The sequence below is a fragment of the Plantibacter cousiniae (nom. nud.) genome (assembly GCF_977070315.1).
The window spans coordinates 280,574-293,643 of sequence record NZ_CDRVEU010000007.1 but is presented as its reverse complement, the minus strand read 5'-3'; the positions used below and the strand labels follow the sequence as shown (position 1 = coordinate 293,643).

The following is a 13,070-nucleotide window of genomic DNA, read 5'->3' as shown; positions in this document are numbered from 1 at the left end:
AAGGCATTCCCACGCTGGAGCGTGCGGAACGATAACCTCGACTATCGTGCGACGCTCCGCGTCGCATGCCGTTCTGGACGCTGTGCGTACTCTTTTGCGATGCAGAGCGTCACGAAACGCATTCCTATACGCAACGACACCGTCAAGCCACTTACATCCCGGACCACTTAGTGGCAACGTACAGCTTCAGTCACTGCACCGATCGTTGAGCAAGCACGTGTCCACACGCCCTACCTTTCTGTCCCATGCCAATCCATTCGTCCCGGCCGTCGGCATGGGCAATCCGCATTTGCAGACGCTTTGGGGGCCGCTGCTGCGCAAGCCGACGCTGCTGGCGCGTACGCGCGAGCGGTTGTGGTTGCAGGACGGGGACTTTCTGGACATGGACTGGCATGGCCCGGATGAGTCCGGTAAACCCTTGGTGCTGGTACTGCACGGCCTCACCGGGTCGTCCAACTCGCCCTATGTTGCCGGCCTGCAAAAGGCCATGGCAGCGCAGGGCTGGCCGAGTGTGGCGTTGAACTGGCGCGGTTGCTCGGGAGAACCCAACTTGCTGTCGCGCAGTTATCACTCAGGCGCGAGCGAGGACCTGGCCGAAGTGATCGCTCATTTGCGCTCGCTGCGGCCATTGGCTCCGATTTATGCGGTGGGGTATTCGCTGGGCGGCAATGTGTTGCTCAAGTACCTCGGAGAATCCGGCGCCAACAGCGATTTACGGGGCGCCGTGGCGGTGTCCGTGCCGTTCCGTCTGGACGAATGCGCCAACCGTATCGGCCAAGGCTTCTCGCGGGTTTATCAGCGGCACTTCATGCGCGAAATGCTGGCTTATATCCGTGACAAGCAGCATCGGTTCCAGCATGAAGGCATCAGCGAGGGCCTGGCCGAACTCGCCGCGCTGGGCTCACTGGAGAACATGCGCACCTTCTGGGACTTCGATGGCCGGGTGACTGCGCCGTTGCATGGGTTTACCGATGCCACGGACTATTACCGCAGAGCGTCCAGCCGCTACTACCTGGGCCAGATTCAGACGCCGACGCTGATCATCCAGTCCAGCGACGACCCATTCGTATTCCCTCACAGCCTGCCCGAACCCAGCGAGCTGTCGTCCTGCACCGAATTCGAACTGCACACCAAAGGCGGGCATGTCGGCTTCGTCGAAGGCTCGCTTCGTAATCCGCGTTACTACCTCGAACGCCGCATCCCGCTGTGGCTATGCGCCGCCCAGGCGCGCGACGGCTCGCCCACCAGTTGATAACGAATCAATCGGCGCCCGTGGCGATTTCCCGTTCAGGATCGGTGATCCATTCACTCCACGATCCCGCATACAGCGTTGCCAGCGGATAGCCGGCCAGACACAGGGCGAACAGGTTGTGGCAGGCGGTGACACCTGAACCGCAATAGGACACCAGGCTCTCCGGCGGGCGGCCCTGCAGCTTTTCAGCGAAACGCTGCCTGAGCTGTTCGGGCGGCAAAAAGCGTCCATCGGGACCGAGGTTGTCAGTACAGGCTGCACACTGCGCACCGGGAATATGCCCGGCAACCGGATCCAGAGGTTCTACGTCGCCTCGAAAGCGGGCTTCGGCACGGGCATCGATCAGGGTCATTTCCGGGCGTCCCAGACGACCCTGCAAGCGACTGCCGCTGAGCACCATGGACATGTTCGGCTCGCCGCTGAAATGACCGGGCTCACGATTCGGCGCATCCAGGCTCAACGGCAGCCCCGCAGCGTGCCAGGCCTTCAGCCCGCCATCGAGCAGGTAGACGCCCTCGCGCTTGCCCATCCAGGCCAGCAACCACCAGGCCCGCGCGGCATACATTCCCGGCCCATCGTCATACAGCACAACATCGCTGTCGGCGTTGATGCCCCAAGCCTGAAAGCATTGCAGCAAAGCGGCGGGATCGGGCAGTGGATGACGTCCGGTCTTGCCTTTGATAGCAGGCCCGCTGAGGTCGCGCTTCAGATCGGCAAAAGACGCGCCCTCGATACGCCCCTGGGCGTAACTGCGTTGACCGTAGTCGGAATCTTCAAGCGCGTAGCGGCAATCGAGAATCACCAGGCCTGGAGTTTTCTGGCGTTCAGCCAGTTGCTCAGGGTTGATCAGTTGCGCGATGGACATGACACACTCCTGTGGCAGAGAACCGACAAGCTGGCTGCTCGTCGGTCCTGGAATTCACATCAGAACCTCGGGCAGTGACGCGTGAAACGTCTTGCACAGGGCATCGAACGCTTCGCGAGCCTGAGGTGCGACAAAAACAGATTCGAGCATAAGTACCTGATAGACGCCACGTCGAATAGCCGATTGGTTGATCTGCGTGGAGTTTTCCCGATTGGTGCACAGAAAACGCACCCACGACGTCAGGACGATCCAGGTGTTAAGACTGGTCCACTCGATCTGCGACTCATCCATCTTCAGGATGCCCGCCTTGATGAATCCCCGGTAGATGGTCATCGCCTGCATCAGACAGCGGTACGAAAAACGCCGATAACGCCGCGCCAACTCCTCATCCGAGGTCAGCAGGTGCTCAGGATCACGGTGCAGAAAACGGTAGCGCCACATGGCGTCGATAATCGCCAGGAAGTAATCGCGCTTATCCTCAATGGTCGGCGCACGGTCGGCTGGCAGAGTCAGGAAACTGCCGATCAGCATCTCGTACTCGGAGAACAGTTCGGCGATGATCGCCTGCTTGTTGGGAAAGTGGTAATAGAGATTGCCGGGCGAGATTTCCATGTGCGCAGCGATGTGATTGGTGGTCACGCAACGCTCGCCCTGCTGATTGAACAGTTCCAGACTGGTTTGCACGATTCGTTCACGGGTTTTGGTACGCGGTGCCATGCTGGGCCAGGCCACTCTTTGCTGATCAGGTGATGGCAATCTTAGCGCAGGCTGATACTGCGATGGTGGCAGAATCGCGGCGATAAGGGTGTCACGTCGACGCAGGCACACCCGCCCGGGCCAAGACCGGACGGATCGAAAATCCGGATGACATCCCGCTCGTCAATCAGTGTCCGTCTTACAAAGTTTTTCATCGGCCGACCAGCCGCTGTGACTGCGCTAAATAGCCCCAAAATCAGGGATTTCAACATAAACATGGCCGATAATCGGCGCAATACGACGTTTGATACCTGCCGCGCAGCTTGGCCCATCGGGAAGGCTGCGATACCATCCGAGTCCCACAACGGACTCCGACCAGGACGACGCGATGAACCGAGTGTTGTACCCAGGCACCTTCGACCCGATTACCAAGGGCCATGGAGATTTGGTCGAGCGCGCCTCGCGCCTGTTCGACCAAGTGGTCATTGCGGTTGCCGCCAGCCCGAAGAAAAACCCGCTGTTCCCTCTGGAGCAACGCGTCGAGCTGGCCCGCGAAGTCACCAAGCACTTGCCCAATGTGGAGGTGGTCGGTTTTTCGACCCTGCTGGCGCATTTTGCCAAGGAGCAGAATGCCAACGTCTTTCTGCGCGGACTTCGTGCCGTATCGGACTTCGAATACGAGTTTCAGTTGGCCAATATGAATCGCCAGCTGGCACCGGACGTCGAAAGCCTGTTCCTGACGCCCTCGGAGCGCTACTCGTTCATATCCTCGACGTTAGTGCGTGAAATCGCCGCGTTGGGCGGTGATATCACCAAATTCGTTCATCCTGCAGTGGCGCAGGCGCTGACCGAGCGCTTCAAGCGCTAGACTCGCTGCATGTGAAGGTGCATCCCGAAGCCTAATGCGGCACAATTCGCCGCATTGGTTTTAATGTGCCCCGGCGTCGGCTGCGGCAGGAGCAATTCATGTCCCTTATCATCACTGACGATTGCATCAATTGCGACGTCTGCGAACCCGAGTGCCCAAACGAGGCGATTTCACAAGGCGAGGAGATCTACGTGATCAATCCGAACCTGTGCACCGAATGCGTCGGTCACTACGACGAGCCTCAATGTCAGCAGGTTTGCCCGGTCGACTGCATCCCTCTGGATGAGAATCACGTCGAGAGCAAAGAGCAGTTGATGGACAAGTACCGGCTCATCACCAGCAAGGCTTGATTACGCCTTCACTGCTGCTTGCCGTACCCGTCGCCCGTACAACCCAGACAACGAACGAAGGCTGCCTTGCCCGGATCCACCACCAGCGCCTTGCCTGTTGCCCCAAGGTTGCCGCCTGCCGCCGCAAAAGGCGCAGCGATCACGAACAGTCCTGTACCGATAACGGTGGCCGCGATCAACAAGGGTCGGGCAATCAGAAGGTCACCGATCATGGCAAACGCAGGTGGGTTCTGGATGGTGTAGACCGGATCGCCGCTGCCTGTGGTGACATCGGCGGCCACCGCTGGCAGCGCCTGCAGGCCGATGAACAACGCCAGTGCGGCAGCGAGAATACGAAACGGGCTCATGGCTTGATCCTTCAGGCGTCGCAAATAATTAAGGTGCCATCACTATAAACAGGGCTGTGGGTTAAGCAAATGGCCCAGAGCCCCTATCATCTGTATTTCAGCGCTGACATTTCGGGCAATACACGCTGGCGCGCTGGCCGAGTTTGACTTCACGCAGCGTCGTACCGCACACCTTGCATGGCTGACCGCCACGACCATACGCAAACAATTCCTGCTGGAAATACCCAGGCTTGCCGTCACCGCCGATGAAGTCACGCAGGGTGGTGCCGCCACGTTCTATAGCGTAGGCCAGAATGCGTTTGATCTCGATGGCCAGCTTCAGGTAACGCGCGCGGGACACACTGCCCGCTTCGCGGCGCGGGTCGATGCCGGCGGCGAACAGCGCTTCGGTCGCATAGATATTGCCCACCCCGACCACAACGGCGTTGTCCATGACGAACGGCTTGACCGCGATCGACTTGCCACGCGAGCGCTCGTAAAGACGCTCGCCATCGAAAAGATCGGTCAGCGGCTCCGGCCCCAGGCGGATCAACAGTTCATGGTTGTGCGGGTCGAGACTCCAGAGCATCGCGCCAAAACGACGCGGGTCGGTGTAACGCAAGGCCAGCCCGGACTCCAGTTCGATGTCGACGTGCTCATGTTTGAGCGCCGGAAGCCCGGCTTCGACCAGACGCAGATTCCCGGACATACCCAGGTGACTGATCAGGGTGCCCACCTCGGCCTGGATCAGCAGGTACTTGGCGCGTCGATCCACCTGCACGATACGCTGGCCGGACAGGCGAACGTCCAGATCCTCGGGAATGGGCCAGCGCAAGCGGCTGTCGCGCACGATCACGCGGCTGACGCGCTGACCTTCAAGATGCGGCGCAATGCCACGACGGGTGGTTTCGACTTCAGGTAATTCAGGCATGGACAACTCGGTCGTGCAGAAAGGACAGGCCGGGGCGGCGCCGGATCAGCGCGCGCCCAGCTCGCGGATGCTTTCCCTCAGGTATTCAAAGTCATATTCGGACAGGCCCACGTAGTCCAGCACCAGCGCACCGATGCATTCCCACTCGTGATCCTCGTCCTGATTGCCCAGCACCCGATAGGACTGGCAGATATGCTCGGCCATTTTCAGCGGAGCCAGGAGGTTCTTGAGCGTGGCATTGCGACTGGTATCGTCCAGGAAAATCGCCAATGCGTTGTGATGATTGGCAATCGCGTCGGTAACGTGTGCAGGCAGACGCCAGGATTTGGCCGTGTAATAGCCGACGACCGAATGGTTGGTGTCGAAGGCGCTGTTTTCGGTATCGACGATGCGGCAATCGGGCCCCGCGTTGGCGTAGGCCTCTTCCAGCACCGGCATGTAGTTGGGAAAACGCTTGAGCATCAGCGGTATGCCGCAGTCGTGAAACAGGCCCAGGGCATAGGATTCGTCCACCGTCTGCGAGCCAATGCGCTTGGCCAGGGTCAGACTGGTCATCGCGACATCCTGCGCCGTATCCCAGAAACGGTTGAGCGCGACGATGGTTTCATCGGTCATCTCGCCCCTGATCGACTGCGCGTTGATCAGGTTGATCACAGTCCGACTGCCCAGCAGGTTTACCGCCTTGTCGATCGAGGCAATCTTGTTGGACAGGCCGTAGTGTGGAGAGTTGACGATCTTCAACAGCGCCCCGGACAACCCGGGATCCTGAGCGATCAATCGTGCAATCGCTCCCAGGTCCGGATCGGGCATGTATTGCTCCATCTGCAGATCCACCATGATTTGCGGCTGCGGAGGCACACTGATGCCCTGCAACGCTTGCTGGATCTGTTCTGGGCTTAGCTCTTCGGACATAGGAATTCACTCACCTTGATGACTGGATTCTGACCCCTTGCGGAGAAACGGTCCATCACCCGAGACGAAGATATTCTCGGAACTTTGCCTTATACGAAGCTTCGGACGTTGTGTTAACGGCGTAAACGGCGGCTTCAAAAAGGCCTGCCAGACGCTACTCTTAAGCCCGACACTGGAGGATCCCATGTCTAAAGCATTGACTGGCAAACGCATAGCAATTCTTGTAACCGACGGTTTCGAACAGGTTGAATTGACCGGTCCGAAAGAAGCGCTGGAGCAAGCAGGTGCCACCGTGGAAATCCTTTCCGCTGAAGAGGGCAAGGTCAAAGGCTGGAATCACGACAAACCTGCCGATGACTTCAAGATCGACGGCACGTTCAAGGCTGCCAACGCCAGTGACTATCATGGCGTGGTACTGCCGGGCGGTGTGCAGAACTCCGACACCATCCGCATAGACAGCGACGCGCAAAAGATCGTCAAGGACATCGAAGCCTCGGGCAAGCCGGTAGCGGTTATCTGCCATGGCAGCTGGCTGTTGATCTCGGCCGGCCTGGTAAAAGGCAAAACCCTGACCAGCTTCAAGACGCTGAAAGATGACCTGGTCAACGCGGGCGCAAAATGGGTCGATCAGGAAGTCGTCACCGACGGCAAACTGATCAGCAGCCGCCAGCCCGATGATATCCCCGCCTTCAACAGCAAACTGATCGAAGCGCTGTCTGCCTGACAGATTCCGTCAGTTAATTGCAGTCATCCCGGCCCAGCGCCGGGATGACGCGCTATAATCCCGCTCTTTTTTCAGGAGCGACGTCATGTCCCTGCCTAGCTTGCGCCTCAAAGCCAACGCCGACCGCCGCTTGCGCGCCGGTCATCTGTGGGTCTACAGCAACGAGATCGATGTAGCCGCCACTCCACTGCATGGTTTTGCAGCCGGTGATCAGGCCATCCTCGAAGCTGCGGGCGGCAAGCCGCTGGGCATCGTCGCCATGAGCCCCAACAACCTGATCTGCGCACGCCTGCTGTCCCGCGACATCAAGCTGCCGCTCGACAAGTCGCTGCTCGTCCATCGCCTCAACGTTGCGCTGTCGCTGCGTGAACGCCTGTTCGACAAGCCTTTCTACCGTTTGACCTACGGCGACTCCGACCTGCTGCCGGGTCTGGTAGTCGATCGTTTTGGTGACATTCTGGTCGTTCAACTGGCCTCGGCCACGATGGAAAACCACAAGGAAGACATCATTGCGGCGTTGGTTCAGGTCATCAAGCCAAGCGGCATTCTGTTCAAGAACGATTCGGCGGCTCGCGATGCGGAAGGCCTGAATCGTTACGTCGAAACCGTTTTCGGTCTGGTGCCGGAATGGGTTGCGCTGGAAGAGAACGGCGTGAAGTTCGAAGCACCGGTCATGGCCGGGCAAAAAACCGGCTGGTTCTATGACCACCGCATGAACCGCGCGCGCATCGCCCCTTATGTCAAAGGCAAGCGTGTGCTGGACCTGTACAGCTACATCGGCGGCTGGGGCATTCAGGCAGCGGCTTTCGGTGCCAGCGACGTCACCTGCGTCGACGCGTCGTCCTTCGCCCTCGATGGCGTGGAGCGCAACGCAGCCCTGAACGGTTTTGCCGAAAAGATGACCTGCATCGAAGGCGATGTCTTCGAAGCGCTCAAGGAACTGAAAGCCGCAGAAGAGCGTTTCGACGTAATCGTCGCCGACCCGCCTGCATTCATCAAACGCAAGAAAGACATGAAAAACGGCGAAGGCGCCTACCGCCGCCTGAATGAGCAAGCCATGCGCCTGCTCAGCAAGGACGGCATTCTGGTCAGCGCGTCGTGCTCGATGCACCTGCCGGAAGACGACCTGCAGAACATCCTCCTGACCAGCGCCCGCCATCTGGACCGCAACATCCAGCTGCTCGAGCGCGGCGGCCAGGGCCCGGACCATCCGGTACACCCGGCCATTGCCGAAACGCGCTACATCAAGAGCATCACCTGCCGGTTGCTGCCCAACAGCTGATACCAAAGCGCCTGAACCCCGTTAACTCTCATGCCAATGCTCTGCGTTGGCATGCCTTTCCGGACGCTCTGCGTCCTCCCGATCAAACCCTGCCCACCACCATTCGCACGCCCAGCAACAGCAGAAAGTGCAGCGGGTAGATCGCATAGGCCCAGCGCCGCATAGGGATCACTGCGAACCCGGGCTTTGTCCGCAGCAGCGCGATGCCCAGTACAGGCGCCAACACGCAGGTGAGTATCGAACCGATGGAAATCGGATCGCCCCAGCTCGCACCGGCAAACATCTGCGACCAGGCATTACCCGCCAGACAAAAGACCGCCGGAAATATCGCATACCAAAGCCTTCTTTCCAGCACCAGCACAAAGACCAGCGGCAGCAATACACCGGCAAAGCCAAACATCAGGTATTTCTGGAAGATCGCCGTCAGCAGCAGTGCGACAAGGGCCATCACTCGGGTCGTCGGATTGCGATGCTGCCAGCCCTGAGCGATCACCAGCCCCAGTAGCAGCGTCGGCATTACATTCAGCACTGTGGCGTCAGCCATGAACAGCCGATACGGGATCTCCGCCAGCCCGGCAAACACCAGCAGCCAGCCCAGATAACGCCATTGCACCCGCGGGGCCACGATGGCTGCGCTGCGCCGGGAAAGATTCACAGCGATTGCCAGGCAGAACCAGGGAAAGGCAAAACGCCCCGGCACGTATAGAAAATCGACTGACCAGCCCACATAGCGAAGGTGGTCAAGCACCATACTCAACATCGCCAGCCACTTGAGCAGGTCCAGCGCCTTGTTGCGTCCGGGCAGAAAAGGCGGGTTGGAAAGATCCATATTGCTCCTGAATGAGGAATTGCGTCATGCAGCCAACACATGACCGAACCTTATATTGTCGCTACAGTGCGCACCATAATCGCCCATAAGGAATCGGCCATGACAGACCAAAGCCAACAGTTCGCCAGCGACAACTATTCCGGTATCTGCCCTGAAGCCTGGGCGGCCATGGAGCAGGCGAACAAGGGCCATCAACGCGCTTATGGTGACGATCAATGGACTGCACGCGCTTCGGATGATTTCCGCCGACTGTTCGAAACCGACTGCGAAGTATTTTTCGCCTTCAACGGCACGGCGGCCAACTCGCTGGCGCTGTCATCGCTGTGCCAGAGTTACCACAGTGTCATCTGTTCGGAAACGGCTCACGTCGAAACCGATGAATGCGGTGCGCCGGAGTTTTTCTCCAACGGCTCCAAACTGCTGACAGCCCGCAGCGCAAGCGGCAAGCTGACCCCGGAATCGATTCGTGAAGTGGCGCTCAAGCGTCAGGACATTCACTACCCCAAGCCGCGCGTCGTGACCCTGACCCAGGCCACCGAGGTAGGTGGCGTCTATCAGCCGGAAGAACTCAAGGCGATCAGCGCGACCTGCAAGGAACTGGGCCTGCATCTGCACATGGACGGTGCCCGTTTCTCCAATGCCTGCGCCTTTCTGGAGGCGTCCCCGGCTGAACTGACCTGGAAGTCCGGCGTTGACGTGTTGTGCTTCGGCGGCACCAAAAACGGTATGGCAGTGGGCGAAGCCATTCTGTTTTTCGACCATGATCTGGCTGAAGACTTCGATTATCGCTGCAAGCAGGCCGGGCAACTGGCGTCGAAAATGCGCTTCCTGTCTGCACCGTGGGTCGGCCTGCTGGAAAACGACGCCTGGCTCAAACACGCCCGCCATGCCAACCGCTGCGCGCAACTGCTCGCCGAACTGGTCAAGGACATTCCTGGCGTGGAGCTGATGTTCCCGGTGCAGGCCAATGGCGTGTTCCTGCAACTGTCGGAGCCGGCCATTGCTGCACTGACCGCTCGTGGCTGGCGTTTCTACACCTTCATCGGCAACGGCGGCGCACGTTTCATGTGCTCGTGGGACACCGAAGAAGAGCGCGTGCGTGAACTGGCCGCCGATATCAAGCTGGTGATGCAGGGCTGAAGCGTCTGGCTCAAAGCTTGCAGGTGCAGCTTGGCAATCGTGGGGGGTAATCTCCCCCTTAACGGCAATCGGCTCAAAAGGCCGCCCGGACTTCACTGACCACCCTCAAGAAGGAGCTTGTCTGCATGTTCGATTTCTCCGCCCGGCTCAAGCAGCATTTCGCTGCCCTGCAGAGTGAAGCGCAATTTTTTTCCATACGTTACGTGCACCGCACCGGCCAACGCCTGTGCGTGCGCAAGAATGTGGCCGAGCCGCCGTCACTGATCAGCGACGAGGGCGCCATGCTGACCGTGCGCCTGAATGGTGTTGAAGCCTACGCCGCTACCAACGACATCTCCCTGAAGGGTTTGCAGGCTGCCTTGCAGCAGGCCGAAACGCTGGCCCGCCGTCTGGCACCGCATGCGCTGCTGGACCTGAGCGATCAAGCTGTCTCGAGCGCCAAGGCTGACTACCTGTCGCCAAACATGGATCAAGCCTTTCCACCGCTGAGCGATTGCATCGGCCTGCTGATGGCCGAGTGCAGCGCGGTCCCGGCAGACGAACGCCTGGTCAACTGGCAGGCCATACTGGACCTGGAAACCGTCGAGCAAATCTACCTCAACAGCGCGGGCGCGCAATTGCGTCAGGCGCAGCGCTTTGTGTTTCCCGGCATGAGCGTGACGGCCTACGACGGTCGCGACAGCCAGACGCGCACCCTGGGCGGGCATAACTTCGGCCAGCAAGGTGGCATCGAAGTGCTGAGCAGTTGTGGCCTGATCGGGTCTGCCGCCAACGTCGCCGACGAAGCGTTGCAGTTGATCCTCGCCCCCAACACGCCATCAGGCCCACGCGACCTGCTGCTGATGCCCGATCAGATGGTCCTGCAGATTCACGAGTCCATCGGCCATCCCCTGGAGCTGGACCGGATTCTAGGTGACGAGCGCAATTACGCAGGCACCAGTTTCGTCAAAACGACTGACTTCGGCACCCTGCAATACGGTTCCAGCCTGCTGAACGTGACCTTCGACCCGGAGATTCCCGAGCAACTGGCCAGCTACGCGCATGATGACGATGGCACGTCAGCCAGCAAGCAGTTCCTGATTCGTGACGGCCTGCTGCAGCGCCCGCTCGGCGGTGCCCTGTCGCAATACCGCAGCGGCCTGGCAGGCGTCGCCAACAGCCGCGCCTCCAGCTGGAACCGTGCCCCCATCGACCGCATGGCCAACCTGAATATCGAACCGGGTGACCAGTCGCTGGACAGTCTGGTCGGTAACATCGAGCACGGCATCCTGATGTCGAGCAATCGCTCCTGGTCCATCGATGACGCACGCAACAAATTCCAGTTCGGCTGCGAATGGGGCCAGTTGATCGAGAACGGCGAGCTCAAGGGCGTGGTGAAGAACCCCAATTACCGGGCAATCTCCGCGCAATTCTGGAAAAACCTCAGCGCAGTGGGTGATGCCAGCACGTTCAAAGTGCTGGGCACGCCGAACTGCGGCAAGGGCGAACCCAACCAGGTGATCCGTGTAGGCCATGCCTCTCCGGCGTGTGTGTTTGCCAATGTCGATGTGTTTGGAGGAGATGCCTGATGTCGCACCAACAGCAGTTCGAGGCGCTGGTCGCCGTGCTCAAGGCTGCCATCAGCCCGACGGAACACTTCACTCTGGCCTACGACGCCGAGGCGTCTGACTTCATCCGGTTCAACCACGGCCAGGTTCGACAGGCCGGGAGCGTCCAGCAGGTCATCGCCACGTTCAAACTGATCGATGACGGCCGGCATGCCAATCTCGAGCTGACACTGTCCGGCGACGCCGAGACCGACCAGCAGCGCCTTGTCGACGCCCTGCAACAACTGCGCGAAACACTGCCGTCGCTGGCCAAGGATCCCTATCTGTTGCCGAATACCAATGCCTGGCAAAGCAGTAACGTTCAAGATTTGCCGCTGCCGGACAGCGCCCGGGTCGTCGAGCAGATCAGCGAACTGGCAGGCGATCTGGACCTGGTAGGTTTCTATGCGGCAGGCCCGCTGTACCGCGGCTTCGCCAGTTCGTGGGGGGCGCAGGGCTGGCACCAGGCCAACAGCTTCAATTTCGACTGGAGTCTGTTTCACGAAAACGGCCAGGCAGTGAAAGCCAACTACGCGGGTCACGACTGGAGCGACGAAGCCTTCGCGCAGCGTTTTCAGCAAGCCCGCGAACAGCTCGAATTTCTCGGCCGCCCGCTGCATGCGCTCAAGCCCGGACAATACCGCGCGTATCTGGCGCCAGCGGCTCTGGACGAAGTCATCGGCATGCTCACCTGGGGCGGATTTTCCGCGCAGTCGCTGGCCAGTAAACGCAGCCCGTTGCAAAGGCTGTATGACGGCGAGACGCCTTTCAGCCCGTTGGTCAACTTCGACGAAAAAGTCAGCGGTTCGCTTTCACCAGCGTTTTCACGGGAAGGCTACCCGCGCAAGGACCTGAAACTGATCGTCGACGGGCAAGCCCGCGATCGGCTGGTGGATTCGAGCAGCGCAGCCGAATACGACCTGCCTGCCAACGGCGCGGATTATGGCGAGGGACCAAGCGCGTTGAGCATTGCCGGCGGTTCGCTGGAGCTGGATCAGATCCTCGCCAGGCTCGGCACCGGGCTTTACATCAGTAACCTCTGGTACCTGAACTTCTCCGACCGCGCCGCTGGGCGCCTTACCGGAATGACACGCTTCGCAACGTTCTGGGTCGAAGAGGGCAAGATCGTCGCGCCGGTGAGCACCATGCGCTTCGATGACAGCGCCTACAGCCTGCTGGGCAGCGCACTGGAGGACTTGACCAAAGAAAGGGAACTGATTCTCCAATCGAGCACCTACAGTCAGCGCCAGACCGGTTCAATCCAGTTGCCGGGCGCATTGATCAGCCGACTCACCCTCACGCTATAGCA

At 59.8% G+C, this 13,070-nt stretch carries 14 protein-coding genes; 8 read left to right on the top strand and 6 right to left on the bottom strand.

Annotation, left to right across the window (positions count from 1 at the left end):
• Positions 1-217: 217 nt before the first annotated feature.
• Complete coding sequence (locus tag ACW55A_RS15860; RefSeq protein ID WP_024663703.1) at positions 218-1,252, top strand: hydrolase; 1,035 nt, start codon at positions 218-220, stop codon at positions 1,250-1,252.
• A gap of 7 nt (positions 1,253-1,259) precedes the next feature.
• Here ACW55A_RS15860 and ACW55A_RS15855 read toward each other — a convergent pair whose 3' ends face one another.
• Both ACW55A_RS15855 and ACW55A_RS15850 read right to left on the bottom strand, forming a co-directional pair.
• Positions 1,260-2,117 (bottom strand): sulfurtransferase, encoded by an 858-nt coding sequence (locus ACW55A_RS15855; protein ID WP_003432512.1) that lies wholly within the window; start codon positions 2,115-2,117, stop codon positions 1,260-1,262.
• Positions 2,118-2,171: 54 nt separating this feature from the next.
• On the bottom strand, positions 2,172-2,834 hold the full coding sequence (locus ACW55A_RS15850) for a TetR/AcrR family transcriptional regulator (protein ID WP_498811431.1): 663 nt from the start codon (positions 2,832-2,834) through the stop codon (positions 2,172-2,174).
• 367 nt (positions 2,835-3,201) lie between these two features.
• Here ACW55A_RS15850 and coaD point away from each other — a divergent pair, with 367 nt between their 5' ends.
• Entirely contained in the window at positions 3,202-3,681 is a 480-nt protein-coding gene (gene coaD, locus ACW55A_RS15845; RefSeq protein ID WP_003348749.1) for a pantetheine-phosphate adenylyltransferase, read from the top strand.
• Positions 3,682-3,779: 98 nt separating this feature from the next.
• The gene (locus ACW55A_RS15840; RefSeq protein ID WP_065348897.1) at positions 3,780-4,031 is read left to right on the top strand and encodes a YfhL family 4Fe-4S dicluster ferredoxin; all 252 of its coding nucleotides are present in this window, start codon (positions 3,780-3,782) and stop codon (positions 4,029-4,031) included.
• An 8-nt stretch (positions 4,032-4,039) separates the two neighbouring features.
• On the opposite strand, the gene ACW55A_RS15835 is transcribed toward ACW55A_RS15840, so the two are convergent.
• The 3 genes from ACW55A_RS15835 to ACW55A_RS15825 all read right to left on the bottom strand — a co-directional run bounded on the left by ACW55A_RS15835 (position 4,040) and on the right by ACW55A_RS15825 (position 6,200).
• Positions 4,040-4,378 (bottom strand): hypothetical protein, encoded by a 339-nt coding sequence (locus ACW55A_RS15835; RefSeq protein ID WP_003372544.1) that lies wholly within the window; start codon positions 4,376-4,378, stop codon positions 4,040-4,042.
• A gap of 97 nt (positions 4,379-4,475) precedes the next feature.
• On the bottom strand, positions 4,476-5,288 hold the full coding sequence (mutM, locus tag ACW55A_RS15830) for a bifunctional DNA-formamidopyrimidine glycosylase/DNA-(apurinic or apyrimidinic site) lyase (protein WP_003372546.1): 813 nt from the start codon (positions 5,286-5,288) through the stop codon (positions 4,476-4,478).
• A 45-nt stretch (positions 5,289-5,333) separates the two neighbouring features.
• Entirely contained in the window at positions 5,334-6,200 is an 867-nt protein-coding gene (locus ACW55A_RS15825; protein WP_003372547.1) for an HDOD domain-containing protein, read from the bottom strand.
• Positions 6,201-6,384: 184 nt separating this feature from the next.
• Here ACW55A_RS15825 and ACW55A_RS15820 point away from each other — a divergent pair, with 184 nt between their 5' ends.
• Together ACW55A_RS15820 and ACW55A_RS15815 are read left to right on the top strand one after the other, a co-directional pair.
• Positions 6,385-6,924: a type 1 glutamine amidotransferase domain-containing protein gene (locus ACW55A_RS15820; protein WP_032612331.1), complete on the top strand. Its 540-nt coding sequence runs from the start codon at positions 6,385-6,387 to the stop codon at positions 6,922-6,924.
• Between the two features lie 85 nt (positions 6,925-7,009).
• Complete coding sequence (locus tag ACW55A_RS15815; protein WP_003372549.1) at positions 7,010-8,206, top strand: class I SAM-dependent rRNA methyltransferase; 1,197 nt, start codon at positions 7,010-7,012, stop codon at positions 8,204-8,206.
• 82 nt (positions 8,207-8,288) lie between these two features.
• Here ACW55A_RS15815 and ACW55A_RS15810 read toward each other — a convergent pair whose 3' ends face one another.
• Positions 8,289-9,035 carry a TraX family protein gene (locus tag ACW55A_RS15810; RefSeq protein ID WP_455808607.1) on the bottom strand — a complete coding sequence of 249 codons (747 nt, stop codon included), beginning with the start codon at positions 9,033-9,035 and terminating at the stop codon, positions 8,289-8,291.
• A gap of 99 nt (positions 9,036-9,134) precedes the next feature.
• On the opposite strand from ACW55A_RS15810, the gene ACW55A_RS15805 reads away from it, so the two are divergent.
• From ACW55A_RS15805 to ACW55A_RS15795, 3 genes are all read left to right on the top strand, one after another.
• Positions 9,135-10,175, top strand: coding sequence for a threonine aldolase family protein (locus tag ACW55A_RS15805; RefSeq protein ID WP_498811430.1), 1,041 nt, complete (start codon positions 9,135-9,137; stop codon positions 10,173-10,175).
• A gap of 125 nt (positions 10,176-10,300) precedes the next feature.
• On the top strand, positions 10,301-11,743 hold the full coding sequence (locus tag ACW55A_RS15800) for a TldD/PmbA family protein (protein WP_455808605.1): 1,443 nt from the start codon (positions 10,301-10,303) through the stop codon (positions 11,741-11,743).
• Positions 11,743-13,068, top strand: coding sequence for a TldD/PmbA family protein (locus tag ACW55A_RS15795; RefSeq protein ID WP_096108285.1), 1,326 nt, complete (start codon positions 11,743-11,745; stop codon positions 13,066-13,068). The genes ACW55A_RS15800 and ACW55A_RS15795 overlap by 1 nt, the downstream gene beginning before the upstream one ends.
• Positions 13,069-13,070 lie beyond the last annotated feature (2 nt).

What these genes read in the sequence shown, in the direction of transcription:
- ACW55A_RS15805 (WP_498811430.1), top strand. Translation starts at nt 9,135, where the DNA reads ATGACAGACCAAAGCCAACAGTTCGCCAGCGACAACTATTCCGGTATC.
- ACW55A_RS15810 (WP_455808607.1), bottom strand. Translation starts at nt 9,035, where the DNA reads ATGGATCTTTCCAACCCGCCTTTTCTGCCCGGACGCAACAAGGCGCTG.
- mutM (WP_003372546.1), bottom strand. Translation starts at nt 5,288, where the DNA reads ATGCCTGAATTACCTGAAGTCGAAACCACCCGTCGTGGCATTGCGCCG.
- ACW55A_RS15850 (WP_498811431.1), bottom strand. Translation starts at nt 2,834, where the DNA reads ATGGCACCGCGTACCAAAACCCGTGAACGAATCGTGCAAACCAGTCTG.
- ACW55A_RS15840 (WP_065348897.1), top strand. Translation starts at nt 3,780, where the DNA reads ATGTCCCTTATCATCACTGACGATTGCATCAATTGCGACGTCTGCGAA.
- ACW55A_RS15855 (WP_003432512.1), bottom strand. Translation starts at nt 2,117, where the DNA reads ATGTCCATCGCGCAACTGATCAACCCTGAGCAACTGGCTGAACGCCAG.
- ACW55A_RS15835 (WP_003372544.1), bottom strand. Translation starts at nt 4,378, where the DNA reads ATGAGCCCGTTTCGTATTCTCGCTGCCGCACTGGCGTTGTTCATCGGC.
- ACW55A_RS15820 (WP_032612331.1), top strand. Translation starts at nt 6,385, where the DNA reads ATGTCTAAAGCATTGACTGGCAAACGCATAGCAATTCTTGTAACCGAC.
- ACW55A_RS15795 (WP_096108285.1), top strand. Translation starts at nt 11,743, where the DNA reads ATGTCGCACCAACAGCAGTTCGAGGCGCTGGTCGCCGTGCTCAAGGCT.
- coaD (WP_003348749.1), top strand. Translation starts at nt 3,202, where the DNA reads ATGAACCGAGTGTTGTACCCAGGCACCTTCGACCCGATTACCAAGGGC.
- ACW55A_RS15815 (WP_003372549.1), top strand. Translation starts at nt 7,010, where the DNA reads ATGTCCCTGCCTAGCTTGCGCCTCAAAGCCAACGCCGACCGCCGCTTG.
- ACW55A_RS15800 (WP_455808605.1), top strand. Translation starts at nt 10,301, where the DNA reads ATGTTCGATTTCTCCGCCCGGCTCAAGCAGCATTTCGCTGCCCTGCAG.
- ACW55A_RS15825 (WP_003372547.1), bottom strand. Translation starts at nt 6,200, where the DNA reads ATGTCCGAAGAGCTAAGCCCAGAACAGATCCAGCAAGCGTTGCAGGGC.